The sequence below is a fragment of the Haladaptatus sp. SPP-AMP-3 genome, assembly GCF_049568665.1.
GTDB classification, from domain to species: domain Archaea; phylum Halobacteriota; class Halobacteria; order Halobacteriales; family Haladaptataceae; genus Haladaptatus; species Haladaptatus paucihalophilus.
Genome location: NZ_CP145902.1, coordinates 307074 through 320153 on the forward strand (window position 1 = coordinate 307074; position 13080 = coordinate 320153).

The 13080-nt window shown below is 53.5% G+C and carries 15 protein-coding genes and 2 pseudogenes; 8 read left to right on the forward strand and 9 right to left on the reverse strand.

The genetic code is table 11. From position 1 onward, the window contains the following. Nucleotides 1-461: 461 nt before the first annotated feature. Together V5735_RS24305 and V5735_RS24310 are read left to right on the forward strand one after the other, a co-directional pair. A pseudogene (locus V5735_RS24305) lies at nucleotides 462-902 on the forward strand (HAD-IC family P-type ATPase); the annotation flags it as partial. 21 nt (nucleotides 903-923) lie between these two features. Beyond that, nucleotides 924-1148: a DUF7123 family protein gene (locus tag V5735_RS24310; RefSeq protein WP_423747321.1), complete on the forward strand. Its 225-nt coding sequence runs from the start codon at nucleotides 924-926 to the stop codon at nucleotides 1146-1148. A gap of 232 nt (nucleotides 1149-1380) precedes the next feature. Here V5735_RS24310 and V5735_RS24315 read toward each other — a convergent pair whose 3' ends face one another. After that, entirely contained in the window at nucleotides 1381-2118 is a 738-nt protein-coding gene (locus tag V5735_RS24315; RefSeq protein WP_423747322.1) for a DUF4396 domain-containing protein, read from the reverse strand. A 414-nt stretch (nucleotides 2119-2532) separates the two neighbouring features. On the opposite strand from V5735_RS24315, the gene V5735_RS24320 reads away from it, so the two are divergent. Both V5735_RS24320 and V5735_RS24325 read left to right on the forward strand, forming a co-directional pair. Further along, complete coding sequence (locus V5735_RS24320; protein ID WP_423747323.1) at nucleotides 2533-3945, forward strand: permease; 1413 nt, start codon at nucleotides 2533-2535, stop codon at nucleotides 3943-3945. A gap of 183 nt (nucleotides 3946-4128) precedes the next feature. Further along, nucleotides 4129-4485 (forward strand): SHOCT domain-containing protein, encoded by a 357-nt coding sequence (locus V5735_RS24325; RefSeq protein ID WP_423747324.1) that lies wholly within the window; start codon nucleotides 4129-4131, stop codon nucleotides 4483-4485. Between the two features lie 110 nt (nucleotides 4486-4595). Here V5735_RS24325 and V5735_RS24330 read toward each other — a convergent pair whose 3' ends face one another. Together V5735_RS24330 and V5735_RS24335 are read right to left on the reverse strand one after the other, a co-directional pair. Then, a complete protein-coding gene (locus V5735_RS24330) occupies nucleotides 4596-4868 on the reverse strand; it encodes a DUF7521 family protein (protein WP_423747325.1) in 273 nt (90 codons plus the stop codon). After that, nucleotides 4868-5230: an ArsR/SmtB family transcription factor gene (locus V5735_RS24335; protein WP_423747326.1), complete on the reverse strand. Its 363-nt coding sequence runs from the start codon at nucleotides 5228-5230 to the stop codon at nucleotides 4868-4870. The genes V5735_RS24330 and V5735_RS24335 overlap by 1 nt, the downstream gene beginning before the upstream one ends. A 280-nt stretch (nucleotides 5231-5510) precedes the next feature. On the opposite strand from V5735_RS24335, the gene V5735_RS24340 reads away from it, so the two are divergent. Then, complete coding sequence (locus V5735_RS24340; RefSeq protein WP_423747327.1) at nucleotides 5511-6833, forward strand: permease; 1323 nt, start codon at nucleotides 5511-5513, stop codon at nucleotides 6831-6833. 175 nt (nucleotides 6834-7008) lie between these two features. Here the strand turns inward: V5735_RS24340 and V5735_RS24345 are convergent, their stop codons facing one another. Both V5735_RS24345 and V5735_RS24350 read right to left on the reverse strand, forming a co-directional pair. Beyond that, nucleotides 7009-7281, reverse strand: a complete 273-nt coding sequence (locus V5735_RS24345) for a hypothetical protein (RefSeq protein WP_423747582.1) — start codon at nucleotides 7279-7281, stop codon at nucleotides 7009-7011. 318 nt (nucleotides 7282-7599) lie between these two features. Then, nucleotides 7600-7959, reverse strand: coding sequence for an SHOCT domain-containing protein (locus tag V5735_RS24350; protein WP_423747328.1), 360 nt, complete (start codon nucleotides 7957-7959; stop codon nucleotides 7600-7602). A 189-nt stretch (nucleotides 7960-8148) separates the two neighbouring features. Between V5735_RS24350 and V5735_RS24355 the strand changes: the two genes are divergently transcribed. After that, a complete protein-coding gene (locus V5735_RS24355) occupies nucleotides 8149-8547 on the forward strand; it encodes a DUF302 domain-containing protein (RefSeq protein ID WP_423747583.1) in 399 nt (132 codons plus the stop codon). Between the two features lie 170 nt (nucleotides 8548-8717). Here V5735_RS24355 and V5735_RS24360 read toward each other — a convergent pair whose 3' ends face one another. After that, entirely contained in the window at nucleotides 8718-8948 is a 231-nt protein-coding gene (locus V5735_RS24360) for a cation transporter (protein WP_423747584.1), read from the reverse strand. A 22-nt stretch (nucleotides 8949-8970) separates the two neighbouring features. Here V5735_RS24360 and V5735_RS24365 point away from each other — a divergent pair, with 22 nt between their 5' ends. Then, nucleotides 8971-10404 carry a multicopper oxidase family protein gene (locus tag V5735_RS24365; RefSeq protein WP_423747329.1) on the forward strand — a complete coding sequence of 478 codons (1434 nt, stop codon included), beginning with the start codon at nucleotides 8971-8973 and terminating at the stop codon, nucleotides 10402-10404. Nucleotides 10405-10695: 291 nt separating this feature from the next. On the opposite strand, the gene V5735_RS24370 is transcribed toward V5735_RS24365, so the two are convergent. The 3 genes and pseudogenes from V5735_RS24370 to V5735_RS24380 form a co-directional block, all read right to left on the reverse strand. After that, nucleotides 10696-11217, reverse strand: a complete 522-nt coding sequence (locus V5735_RS24370; RefSeq protein WP_423747330.1) for a DUF411 domain-containing protein — start codon at nucleotides 11215-11217, stop codon at nucleotides 10696-10698. 50 nt (nucleotides 11218-11267) lie between these two features. Continuing rightward, nucleotides 11268-11561: a DsrE family protein gene (locus V5735_RS24375; RefSeq protein WP_423747331.1), complete on the reverse strand. Its 294-nt coding sequence runs from the start codon at nucleotides 11559-11561 to the stop codon at nucleotides 11268-11270. Between the two features lie 308 nt (nucleotides 11562-11869). Next, a pseudogene (locus tag V5735_RS24380) lies at nucleotides 11870-12736 on the reverse strand (MFS transporter); the annotation flags it as partial. A gap of 127 nt (nucleotides 12737-12863) precedes the next feature. Between V5735_RS24380 and V5735_RS24385 the strand changes: the two are divergent. Beyond that, the gene (locus V5735_RS24385) at nucleotides 12864-13052 is read left to right on the forward strand and encodes a hypothetical protein (protein WP_423747332.1); all 189 of its coding nucleotides are present in this window, start codon (nucleotides 12864-12866) and stop codon (nucleotides 13050-13052) included. The last annotated feature ends 28 nt before the right edge of the window (nucleotides 13053-13080 follow it).

A 13080-nucleotide genomic window follows, 5' to 3' on the forward strand; every position in this document is an offset into this window, starting at 1 on the left:
CTTGTTCGCTAATTATGGATCGTCTCTCTTTCGGACACATTCAACCAATATGACATTGGTGCATAATGCCTGACCAATAATTGGATGAGAGTTGGTCTGAACTTAGCAGGGCCACTCACAAGCGGCACCATCAGTCAATCCCTCTTCTTCGATGTGTGTTGCGAGGCAGGCATAATTGCAGAACTGTCCCGCTTGGTTCGTACTGGTGTTCGTGCCCGCATTAACGAATACAGGGTCGTGTCGCTCGATATTGCTACCACAGTATGTGCATTCGTTTCCCATATCTATCTTTTTGGAGTGCTGACGGTAAACTGTTTCCCAGTACGTTCCAGCATGAGTTGCGTACTTTATCGGTTCTTAATGTAGTGGTCGTCGACATTGTAACACTACCACGGCTCTGGATACCCGAGTACTCGAATAATACCTCATGGCGTCTGTCGATTGGTCGCTACACTTTTTGCAACGTCCGTGCGGAAGTTCTGCCCGACGAGAAGTCTGACGCGGTCGAAGCTATCCAGGACGAGGGCCGCAAAGCGATGATGGTTGGAGACGGTGTGAACGATGCGCCAGCACTTGCCGTCGCGTATGTCGGGACGGCTATCGGCAGTGGTACCGATGTCGCTATCGAAGCCGCCGATGTGACGCTGATGCGTGATGATCCACTCGACGTCGTGAAGGCCATCCGTATTAGCGATGGGACCATCGCAAAGATCAAGCAGAACCTCGTGTGGGCACTGGGTTACAATACCGCAATGATCCCGCTGGCGTCGCTCGGTCTGCTCCAGCCTGTGCTTGCTGCAGGTGCAATGGCCTTCTCCAGTGTGTCGGTGCTCACCAACAGCTTGTTGTTCCGTCAGTACACGCCAGATCACGACTACAAGCTCCTCGGGTGGCTGCGCTGATCATCGATATTCTGATTCAATATGTCGAACGTTACCCGTCAAACGGTTCGAGCGTATCTCGTCGAGAGAGCCGACACCGAGCCGACGTACCTTCGGGCTCGCGATATTGCCAGTGAGCTCGATGGGTCTCCGAAGGCTGTCGCGCAGTATCTCAGCCAGCTTCGGGACGAACTCTCAGACATCTCGCTCAAGCAGTGGGGTCGCTCGAAGAGTACGACGTGGCGAATCGAATTGATGGAGTCATGAGGTAGACCCCGTTTGTTCTCATCTCAGCGAGGTTCATCGACGTATTGATTTTCCCATGTACGCTTCGAGCTGCTGGTTTTTCAATATCGGTGAGACCAGTCCTGGCAGCGATGTGATATATTTCGCGGCAGTTGTGGACTGATTGTCAGGGGGATCAATTTACATCCCGAACTCTCCTCACGCAGCTGGTCGATAGCTTCCACATTAGTAGAGGGCACGAGAGACTCGGTTGCTAGTCAGCCGTCTGTGCCTGTCCCTGATCTCGTCCTATCTCTGCTGGATTCATCATGCCCTCTTTTACACCGAAGTGGACGAGGAGAGCGTTAACCGGGAATGCGAAGAGGAACCCGATGGACAGCGAAAAGGCAAGCGCACCCCAGAACAGTAAGTCGCTGATCTTCGCTTGGCTAGCGATCAACAGGTCCGTTCCAATTGCTGCGATCTCCATAATCGTGATGCTCGGTGTTTCGCTGTAGAGCGCGTCGAACATCGCCTCACGGAAACCAACGCCCTCCTGCATAAGCGGGCCAACGGTGAGTGCGTAGCCGAAGAGGTACGCGAGTGTAAACGTCCCTAACGTCGTTATGAGCGTACTCTGGAGCGCAAGAAGCCCTGCGAGCAGCGCGAACCCAACGACTTCGCCCGCTCCGCATCCCGAATAGCAGTGGGCCGTCGAACGGAAGCCGCGCCGCCACAGCGAATCGTGACTGATCTGAGTCCGCCCGGAGTACCAGTAGACAGCGAGTCCGAACGGACCGGAGTAGAGCACGACCAGTGTCCAGACCCCCTTCATTAGCGACGGCAGCGCTTGGTTGCGGCGGCGTATGTCCCGGAGGAGAATCCCAACCGAAACGACGACGAGAAGAGCCCAGATTCCCATCACAATAGGATTCGAGAGGACCGGTTTCATCACGTGTCGAACTGGAGCGAGCGCGTGTTCGGTCTGTTTTAGGAGTTGGTGTACTTGCATGGTTTTCGTACTGTCGTTTGTGGTAACCGAATCAATCCCGTACCTCCTCGTCGTTCCGTGGTAGAACACCTTTGTGGTGATGAAGATAATAATATTGTGGCTGCTATTCCAAACTGCACAGGATATGGTACCCCTTTACTCCAAATTCGATTAGGGCTGTGCTGACCGAGATCTTTTGGAGTTAACTGACTCAGATCCGCCTATATCCTATCACACTACGAAATCGTCGATCTACAGAAAATACAGCGCGAGTGCGCCGTGGCTTGACCGCGAGGTACGTTCACAAAGATCGGTTGCGTCGTCGGTTAACAATTTCACTATCGAATCTCTATAGACGGAACTGCTGAGTCTCTGGGGTTCGAGCCCAAACTCACACAAGAAAGATGGTTGATGAGCACGTTTCTTGTATGGGGTATGATAGCGTCACTCGTGGCAAATGTCTTGGAAGCGCTACGCATTGGTACGGGGTTTCTCTGGACGGCAGCGTGGGCCATCATCATGGGGTTGATCATAACGAGTTGGGTGCAGGTCTACGTCTCCAAGGAACGGATGGCCCAACTTCTGGGAAGTGAATCCATCTCGAGTCTTGCCAAAGCGACTGGATTCGGTGCAGCGAGCAGCGGCTGTAGTTTCGGCGCTGCAGCGATCGCAAAAGGCCTCTTTCGAAAGGGGGCCCATCCGATGAACACCCTCGCGTTCATGTTCGCGAGCACGAACCTCATCGTCGAACTTGGGTTGATGATTCTTATCCTTCTTGGATGGGAGTTCCTCGTTGCCGAACTTCTTGGTGGGCTTATTCTCATCCTCGTGATGGGCATCATCATCCACTTTACCCTTCCCGAGGAGATGTTTGAGCGAGCTCGTGACGAATTGAATGCACGGGATTCCGAGGGAGGAATCGAGATGGATCCGACCTGTGGAATGGAGGGGAGCGAGGAATTCACTCTCGTCACTGACGGGGGAGACACGCTCGAATTCTGCTCGCAAGGGTGTATGGAGACATACGAACAGAAATTGGCGGGACAAGGTGGCTGGCGTACCGAACTCACATCGTGGGGTGGATGGTACAAACTCGGCAATCAGTACCGCAAGGAATGGTCGATGCTCTACAAGGACGTCATCGCTGGCTTTCTCATCTCCGGATTCGTCATCGTGTTCGTCCCTCAATCTGTGTGGAACACGCTATTCCTTAAAGGAAGTAGCACGTTCGTGAGTGCTGAAAACGCGGTGATGGGTGTCGCTATTGCGGTAATCAGCTTCGTCGGAAGCATCGGAAACGTCCCGTTCGCTGTTGCACTCTGGTCTGGCGGTGTGAGCTTTGCTGGCGTCATCGCGTTCGTGTATGCCGACCTCATCACTATTCCAGTACTGAACGTCTACAGGAAGTACTACGGCTGGCGCGTCATGCTGTACATCTTCGGCGTCTTCTTCGTGACGATGGCGTTCACGGGTTTTCTCATGGAGGAGTTGTTCGACCTATTTGGCATCGTGCCAAATCTCGCCGGTGGCAAAACTGCAACCGAACAGACGTACTTTGAACTCAATTACACTTTCGTCCTCAACATAATCGCGTTCGCTCTCTCGGGATTCCTTTATTACGTCTACCGAAAGGGTCTCGGCGCACCGAGCCAAATCCGAGATCCAGTGTGTGGCATGCGGGTCGAACCGAACGGTATCTCGGTAACCCACGATGACGAGACGTTCTACTTCTGCTCGGAGACCTGCAAGCGAGCCTTCGAGCGAGAACCGGAGACGTACCGTTCCCGGTCATGGGAAGGGCTTCCATCGGAACCGACCCATGAGGATCACGGTCACGACCATCGCTGACCGAACAGCCCCTCCGTGAAAATCGGTAGTCGTTGTGGGTGAACTACCTACCCTACCGCTCGCCTGACTGCTTGCGCTTGACGGTGGGACTTCCTGCTTCGGTGACGCACTTTGCAGAAATTCGGTCTACTTCGTTTGTATCGGGTTAACTTGTATGTGGTTCCAGCCCCTATATCCACACCTATGACGACAGCAGATCAAAGCGGTTCGTTCATCCGAATCGTCCTCATCGTTCTCGCAATCATTCTGCTCATCCCGGTAGTAATGATGCTGATTGCATTCCCTCTGATGGGTGGATGGATGATGGGACCGGGGTATGGAGGTGGAGTTACTCCGATCTGGGGGTGGATACTGATGCTTGTTCCACTGCTCATCTTACTCGGAGGCGGCTACCTCCTCTATCGTGCATTTACCAGAAATGACGTGGGGACCGACCGGGCGCTCGAAGAACTCCGATTAGCATACGCACGTGGAGACCTCTCCGAAGAGGAGTTTGAGGCTCGACGTAGCCGCCTTCGACGGGACAGCAACGATCGGTGATCGTACATCCGGAGTATCATTGGAGAATGTCCCGTTGTCCACGTGTCGATATCGCTCAAAACTGGATTTGCACCGTTCAGATGCGAGATTTAATCGGTTCTACTGCGCTTCTACGTCGGTTGGTAGTAGAGGGAATAGAGGATAAAGCTCATTCCAACGATGACGATTATCGACTGGATCATACCGGAATAGAAAATCGACACGTCGGCGATGTCGAACAGCACACCTTCAATGACGGCGCCGATGCTGATAGTTACAAACCCGATCGCGAGATAGAGCATCGGTTGATTGTCGTATCGCTCGTACGCACGATAACTTTGGAGTGCGATAAGGACACCAAGTATAACGACGATGATTTTCGCGGCGATGAGACCCGCGTGCATTAGGAATCATCCCCCCGAATGTCATCCCACAACCGATTGAATCGCTCCGGAGCATCGGTCACCGACCTGTCTTCGATGTCTACCTCAAACTCTCCTTGATGAAGTCGAACTCCGATACGTTCGATTGTCGCTTCGTACTTCTTGTAGTGATTCCCGTCGGGTGCTATCTCGTTCTGTTCGGAAAGCAAGTCGTGTTCGACCAGTTCCTCCAGCCGTCTGTACACAGTCGGTAGTGAAATACCACAGGTATCGCTCAGTTCGTTCGCGGACATGGGTTGCTCACTCGTAACAGATAGTATGGTTTGGACGTGTTCGTCACCCAAGAGGGAGAGGAGTTTACGAGGGGGACTGTCCTCACACACGGATGTGGATGGTTGTGGCTCCAATAAAGCAGTGTGGATTTTCTCTGCTTATTGTTTTTGCTCGGTCCGGAATCATTTAAAATCGTCCCAATCGGGCTTCTAAGTGAATTGTCTGGCCAATTCTCTCTCCTGAATCGCGAAATACCGCGGCTCGGTTCCATCTCCACTTTGGAAATCTAAGTAGACCGCCAGCATAGTTAGTGAGCAGGCACTCCTGACCGAGTATACTACCGATGTGTTAGTCATAACACGATTAGGTGGGACTCCCGTATTACGTGACATGGAGAAAAGAGAATACGCGATCCTCGTCGTCATCGCCCTCGCTACCATCGGTATCGGCGTATTTACGACTTCAAAACCGCTGAGTACGTTCTTTATCGAGAGTACGAAGCACGCGGCGACGACTACTATCGCCATGGCATGGATTACGTGGTGGGCGCTCGTAATCGGGTTCGCCATCGCTGGTGGCGTGGAAGCGTGGACGTCGAATGAAGAAGTTGCAGACCTACTCGAGGGACATGGCCTGCGTGAAATCGGTTATGGCTCACTGTTCGGATTCATCTCTTCGTCGTGTTCCTACAGTGCCATCGCCACGGCGAAAAACCTCTTCAAGAAGGGTGGCTCTGCAGCCGCCACCATCGGCGCGTTCATGTTCGCGTCGACGAACCTCGTCATCGAGATCGGCGCGGTCATTTGGATCCTCCTCGGGTGGCAGTTCCTCGCCGCGGACATCATCGGCGGGTTCATACTTATCGGGGTGATGGCATTCGGATTCGTTTATCTCGTGCCCGACGAGGTTCTCGATCAAGCCCGACAGAACGTCCTCGACGAAGGGAGTCCAACCGTACAAGACCCAGTCTGTGGAATGGAAGTTAATCCCGAGGAGGCCGACTACTCGACCGAACACGACGGACAGACCTACTATTTCTGTTCACAATCCTGTAAGGAGAGCTTCGACCCTGAAGAGGCTAACACAACCATTCGTGAGCAGGCAACATCACTCTCCGGGTGGAGGTCGCTTGCCGACAAACAGTGGAAAGAATGGGGAATGCTCTGGGATGAAATCGCTATCGGGTTCATCTTTGCCGGTCTCATCGCCGGATTCATTCCCAAGCAAGTCTGGACGTCGGTCTTTTCGGGACCGGTGTTCGGTGTGCCGGTGTACATCTTCTGGACCGCGGTTGTCGGCGCGATTATCGGCGTCGCCACCTTCGTCTGTTCGGTCGGGAACGTTCCGTTCGGTACCGTCCTCTGGACGAACGGTCTCCCGTTCGGTAGCGTCCTGAGTTACATCTACGCGGACCTCATTGTCCCGCCGATCATGGACGCTTATCGGGAGTACTACGGAACGAAATTCGCGGCCATCCTCTCGGGGATGATTTTCGTCGCAGCAGTCTTCACTGGGTTTGTCATTCACTTCCTGTTCCTCGGTGCCGGTCTTATCCCGGATCCCTCGACTGCCAAAATCGCCGAGGTCAAAATCGAGATGAACTACAAGATGGTGCTGAACGTACTGGCGACTGGGTTCTTCTTGTTCCTCTACTGGCTCCATCAATCCGAATCCACGGAGGACCACGGCGAACACACCCAACCAGCGGACTAAGCCTCTACTACTAACTCATCTTCAACATGTTGGAAAACGGTAGAGAATCTTTGTCACTGAACGGGCCGAAATTACTACATCGGTTAGAATTGTACCTGAATCAGATCCGCTTGTCGAAATCGAGTCGATTTTATCCAGGTAGTTCACAATGCGTGCGATGGAAAATTCTACTCAGTTAAATCGAATCGTCGGGGTCGTGTTTGTCGGACATTCGATTGACTTCGGCTTCGTACCGTTCTTGTAGGCTCGAATCATCAACGGTTTCGAGATCGTCGGGAGAGACATTCTTTGCAGCGGTCACCGAATCCATATCGACTGCATGTGCAGCGAGTTCTCGCCGGAAGAGCCGCTCACCATCGGGGGTCGCGTATTTGAGGATGATGAGGTCGCGGTTGTTGTATCCACGTTCGACAAGCCACACACGGATCTCTCCAGTTTCATTTGCCATAGTAATCGTGATGGGAACCACGCGGTTAGGTAGTTCGGTCCACTTTCTCTCGTCGAACCACAACCATCGATTGTGTGATTGTTATCGAGGGTTAACCTGGTATTTACCGCTAGATCACTGTTGGACGACATCCCCACTGCCCTGAAGGGTGATTTCCCCGAACATTGGAATATATCCACCTAATGGAAGCACAGGCGTGTGGGGCGTCTTCATTTTCGGGTACTGCTCCTTTTGGAATCGACCACGACCAACTGGTCACGAGAGGTAACGCATCACTGGCCGCTGGGACAAGCCCCACGGTTGAAATAGAGGGCTGAGCTACGAGAGTTTCGCTCGTAGCCGTTCGAACTCATCGTCGTCGATCTCGCCGCGGGCGTATCGCTCTCGAAGTACCGCCGTTGCAGGGTCGGTCCCGCGCTCGGTTTCGCGGCGCCTAGCGAGGTACACGAGTGCAAGAGGTATCGCGATAAGGAGCCCCATCCAAAAGAGTCCCCAGAGACCCATCCACCCAGGACCAGCCATCCAGCCGTCACCCCACATGTGACCGCCCCACAAGTGGGCGCCGCCGATAGCCCCGTTGGTGTGAGCGACGACCGTTCCCGTCGTCGTTGCGAGGAGCGTCGTCGCGAGAGTGGCCAGCGTCGCAGTTCTCGTTTCGAGTCGGCGTGCGAGAGTCATGTTTAGTTCACCCTTACATCTAGTACTACAATGACTGATGAATTATATCGAGTCGTTGATTCTCGTCCCCTGAGAACGAAACTTAGTCGCACTGTAGGAATTTCATCCTCGTGTTTCGAAGGCATGTTCGTAGCCACCATGAGTGTACCTTAAACACTATACTGATGGCGGACGAACCGTGAGATGGTTATGAGCTACACGATGACCCGCCGCGTTGATGGCCCATTTCAAGATGTTGTCGACTCGACTGTCAACGCGCTAGAAGCCGAGAAGTTCGGCGTGCTGAGCGACATCAACCTACAAGCGAAACTCGAAGAAAAACTCGACATCGAGGGATATCCGGAGTACCGCATCCTCGGCGCGTGTAACCCACCGCTAGCCGAACAGGGACTGGACGCCGAACGCGACCTCGGCGCGCTGCTGCCCTGTAACGTCGTCGTCTACAAGGACGACGGCGACGTGGTCGTCAGCGCTGTTGACCCCGATATCCTGCTGGGTGTCGTCGAGAATCCAGCCCTCGACGGTATCGCCGAAGACGTTCGCGAACGATTCGACCGCGTGTTAGACGATGTCGCCGCCGAGTACTGATGAGTTATTCCTGCCTGTGAGTGACTGGATTATAAAGACTCGACAGAGGTACTCCGATAGAGCATCTACAGGCGGAACAGGCCGAATGCCTCGGGGTCGTTCGAGAGAGCGTCGCTCTCTCGTGATGACGAGACGCCTTCGGTGTCTCGAACCACTTGACCCGAGGCGGTTCACCTATCGGAGTTACTGAAACGAGCGTGAGGACACGACAGATAGTAGAGAACCAAGACGATGTAGCCTGCGTCCTCGATAGCTTGTGCGATGGTGTTGACATTGGCACTCCCCTTGACCCTGACCAGGTCGGCCTCGTTATCTACGGTGACGGTCTCGACATCACCTCGTTCATATTTAGATCTTCTTCCAATATTTTTCGTAATATTCCCAATACTGCACCTTATTATCCTTCAGTTCGTACGCCAACCGATGACGAACGACTCACGTCTCTCTCGACGCGCCCTTCTCCGTGGACTCGGTGTCACAGGAATTGGTGCCCTCGCTGGCTGTACCTCCAGTTCTGTCACACCGTTCGACGAGCAAAAGACAGTCGCCCCACGGACGGCGGTGTCGGGCAACCCGGACGTACAAACCACACTGACTGCCTTCCCTGGTACAGTGTCGCCCGCCTCTTCGTCTGCACAGAATTGGCTGTACAACGGGGCGTTCCCTGGCAGCGAACTCCGCGTCACCGAAGGCGACGTCGTTCGCGTCGACTTGCAGAACCAGCTTCCTGCGGAAACGACGGTCCACTGGCACGGGCTTCCTGTTCCCAACCAAATGGACGGCGTACCGAACGTGACCCAACAGCCTATCCAACCCAATGAAACATTCACGTACAAATTCCGGGCCGAACCGGCGGGAACGTACTTCTTCCACAGCCATGCTGGCCTCCAACTTGATCGTGGACTGTACGCACCGCTCGTAATCGAAGAAAAATCGCCACACGTCAAGTACGACCGCGAATACATCCTCCTCTTCGACGACTATCTCACCCGTGCACCCGAACCGCTCGGAGAATCGTCGAGTGGTGGTGGCGGAATGGGTGGCATGGGTGGTATGGGTGGCGGTGGAATGATGGGTGACCAACGCCCACCGTACGCCGGCTTGCTCGTAAACGGACGCCTTCCAGCAGACCCTGCTTCCTTCGACGTGACGGAGGGAGAACGAGTTCGCTTACGGTTCGTCAACGCAAGCAGTGCGACAGCGTTCCGTGTCGGGATTGCCGGACATAAACTACAGATATCGCACGCCGACGGACAACCTGTTGACACCGTCCCGGTCGATTCGTTCGTTTTCGGTGCTGGCGAACGCTACGATGCCGTCGTCGAAGCAACGAATCCCGGTGCATGGGAAATACGAGGGGAGGCAGTCGATGGTGACGAACAGCCGGCTCGTGCAGTCCTCCGGTATGGTAATACGTCGGGGTCACCCACCCGTCTCAACTCGTGGGGAAAGACACTCCAGTATAGTGATCTGCGAGCAAAGCAGATTCCGAAGCAACTCCGCGGAAGCCCCGACCGAACGTTCGATTTGACCCTGTCGCCCGAGATGGGCGATTCATATAGTTGGCTCATCGATGGGCAGGCATACCCCGACGCCGACCCGTTACAGATACGGGAAGGCGAACACGTGCGCGTGAAGATGACGAATCGGAGTCCGGTGCTTCATCCGATGCACCTCCATGGGCACTTCTTCCGTGTCGAGGACGCGATGAAGGATACGGTTCTCGTGCCGGGTCACATGGGATCAGTGACATTCGACTTCCTCGCGGACAACCCCGGAAACTGGCTGTTCCACTGTCACAACCTCTATCACTTGGAGGCGGGAATGGCCCGTGTCGTCAAATACGTAACGGGGTAGGGACTCTTCGGAACACGCTCAATCAATGCGATCCGTTCCAATAGCGGTTCCGCTCCACTGACGAGCGTGCGGAGAAACGGATCTGTTACCTGTGGATATAATCGTGGAAAACGGATGGATGATGAATCTTCACACGAGCTATCGGTACGATATTTTTTCAATTTATCACGCTAATCGAAACGATGCGCTCGTACTCTCCACTAGTTCGAAATAACTGTTACCCTCTCAAATGAGCGGTGTATGCTGGTGCATTTACGCGCTGTGAATACTCCCATTCATCGGTTTGTGGTATCAGATAGTCATAAACTTGCGATAGGAGCCATCCTTTTTCATCGCGGAAATGACGAACTCCTCGGTTTTTTCGCCTCCCATTCCGGGTGACCCCGCCGGCATTTTTGGGAGTGCAATGCCAAGGACGTCCGGCTTTTCAAGTGCAAGCTTTCCGATTACTTCTCGAGGGATGTGACCTCCCACAATGTATTTCCCGATGTCCAATGTGTGACAACTCACGAGATTTCCCGGAACGTTGAATCTCGACTTTACGTTCATTAGGTTATCCACCTCTTTCACCGTTATATCCACATCTGTTGTTGATTCGAGGTACTCCTTGTGTCCGTCACAACACATACAGTTGGGTGCTTTGTAGAGGGTAGCTTTCGTCAAATACGTCGTCGCTGCTTGACGGAGTTGCTTCTCGTTCCCACCCGTCTCGTAGTTCTGGTTAGTCTGGTTACTACTCGTGCAGCCAGCAATTGCTCCAAGTCCTGCTGTCGTTAGTGTGCCAAGGAAGGCACGGCGATCGAGGTTTGTCATAGGTATTGTCTCCACGTGTTAGAATATTGATTCGGCATCGTGCTTTTGTGCTAGGGGGCCTTGATGTATCCGAAATCGAGTGCTTGCAAGCGGGCGAGTTCACCGACACCAGACAGGACCCGTTCGACTCCCGGAAGGAGATCGTCCGTTGTGAGGCCTAGCATCTCCATTGCATTCTCGCAAGCACGGAACGTGACGCCACGGTCTTGGAGCAACGCGATCTGGTCTGCGAACTCGTTGTCATCGGTCGGTGGTGTGTAGAGTTGTACCCCTTTGCCGTTCGCTAATACGACGAGATCCTTAACAGGAACACTCTCATCGTCCAGAAGGTTCTTTGCGTTCATCAGGGCACCTTTGTGGGCCATCGAGTTGCCGCTCGAGAGATGGAGGACTGTTTTGGTTTTCGGTGCGGGGCGCGCACACGAGTTTTGCTGCGCGGGATGATCCGCGTGCCTCGCACTTACCGATTCACTTCCAAGGAGTAACGCACCGAGCGTGCCAGTTACTCAGACGAAGTTCCGTCGTTGCATCTACTGATACCGTTGTACGATATTGGGATAAACCTACCGTACTAACTGCGAGAGCTGAAAAGTAGCAAAATGTATTTGTATTCCAATTAAGGCTCTGGATGGGAATCTTGAATCTATCATCGTTAGCTAAAAATATGGCTTTGTGTACTCTGGCCTGTCGAGCTCGAAGAGCTATCAGCTACTGGAACTTCCCATAGAAGAATCGCTCCCGAGCCAGTGATAAGGACTACTCCACCAATAGCCAATGCAAACAACGGTGATACAGAGTCGGAGATAACGCCACTACCAAGTTGAAATGGCACGACTGCCAAGCCGCTCACCATCGCCATCGCACTCAGAACGGTCGCCCGACCAAGGGTCCCAATACGGTCGTTGACGTATTGGCCGGCGAACGACCGTGTCATATCAGATAGACCCCGTGCAACTAAGAACGTCGGAAGAGCAAGAACGGGAACAAAGTACATCCCAACCAGCGCCACTTCAACAACGAATGGCAGAACGAGGAACCACGTCCGGACACCAACGTACTCCTTGATTGCACCCGTGTAATAGCTGAGCACTGGTCCAAAGAGGCTGTAGCCCGCATAGAACCATCCTAGCAGCGATTCGACTTGGGATTGGGATACACCGAGGTCCACGACGACCGTCTGGAATATTGGGTGGAGGAACACGAATATGAGATACGTGACGGCGGCATAAAGGACGTAGTAGTAGAGGATAAACGCCCGGAGATTTCGGCGGGAGAGCGCATCCTTGACGATTCCAACAGTTCGGCGGATGCTCAACTCGTCAGTATCAGTTTCTTTGTACGTCTCTGGTTCATCCATCGTGAGAAGCACGATAGTCCCGAGTCCAGTCACCGCAGCTGCCACGAACCACGGATATGAGAGGTCGATACTCCCGAGATAGCCACCAACGATGGCGGCACCGGCACCAACTGCGAGCGCGACAGATTCTCCTCGTCCGCGAACATGGGCAAATTCACCCTCGGGAACAAAGAGAGCAATTCATCGGTACGATAACTTAGTGGGTGTTGAATGTTCTTCAAAAAGATAGAGATACGCTAATTTCGATCCACTCGTAATGTTTATTCAGAACACTATCCAATAGATTTGTATGACAGCAAACTCCGCTCGCTCATCTCCCTCCTCTCGAGAACTCTTATTCGATAAGCAGCGTCTGGCGTTTTCTGTTCTCGTTGGAATCATTGCTGTACTCGTCAATCTCCTCATCGGCAATATTCACACAGTCAGTGATGCTCTCACGCCATTCCTTGGTGCGACAATCGCATTGTATCTCGTTTAGACCCCGATTCGCCGTGTCCTCTCTCGGT

Bases quoted from the DNA above. Each gene is read 5' to 3' on its own strand.
- V5735_RS24310 (WP_423747321.1), top strand. From the start codon at position 924: ATGTCGAACGTTACCCGTCAAACGGTTCGAGCGTATCTCGTCGAGAGA.
- V5735_RS24315 (WP_423747322.1), bottom strand. From the start codon at position 2,118: ATGCAAGTACACCAACTCCTAAAACAGACCGAACACGCGCTCGCTCCA.
- V5735_RS24320 (WP_423747323.1), top strand. From the start codon at position 2,533: ATGATAGCGTCACTCGTGGCAAATGTCTTGGAAGCGCTACGCATTGGT.
- V5735_RS24325 (WP_423747324.1), top strand. From the start codon at position 4,129: ATGACGACAGCAGATCAAAGCGGTTCGTTCATCCGAATCGTCCTCATC.
- V5735_RS24330 (WP_423747325.1), bottom strand. From the start codon at position 4,868: ATGCACGCGGGTCTCATCGCCGCGAAAATCATCGTCGTTATACTTGGT.
- V5735_RS24340 (WP_423747327.1), top strand. From the start codon at position 5,511: ATGGAGAAAAGAGAATACGCGATCCTCGTCGTCATCGCCCTCGCTACC.
- V5735_RS24345 (WP_423747582.1), bottom strand. From the start codon at position 7,281: ATGGCAAATGAAACTGGAGAGATCCGTGTGTGGCTTGTCGAACGTGGA.
- V5735_RS24350 (WP_423747328.1), bottom strand. From the start codon at position 7,959: ATGACTCTCGCACGCCGACTCGAAACGAGAACTGCGACGCTGGCCACT.
- V5735_RS24355 (WP_423747583.1), top strand. From the start codon at position 8,149: ATGAGCTACACGATGACCCGCCGCGTTGATGGCCCATTTCAAGATGTT.
- V5735_RS24365 (WP_423747329.1), top strand. From the start codon at position 8,971: ATGACGAACGACTCACGTCTCTCTCGACGCGCCCTTCTCCGTGGACTC.
- V5735_RS24370 (WP_423747330.1), bottom strand. From the start codon at position 11,217: ATGACAAACCTCGATCGCCGTGCCTTCCTTGGCACACTAACGACAGCA.
- V5735_RS24375 (WP_423747331.1), bottom strand. From the start codon at position 11,561: ATGAACGCAAAGAACCTTCTGGACGATGAGAGTGTTCCTGTTAAGGAT.
- V5735_RS24385 (WP_423747332.1), top strand. From the start codon at position 12,864: ATGACAGCAAACTCCGCTCGCTCATCTCCCTCCTCTCGAGAACTCTTA.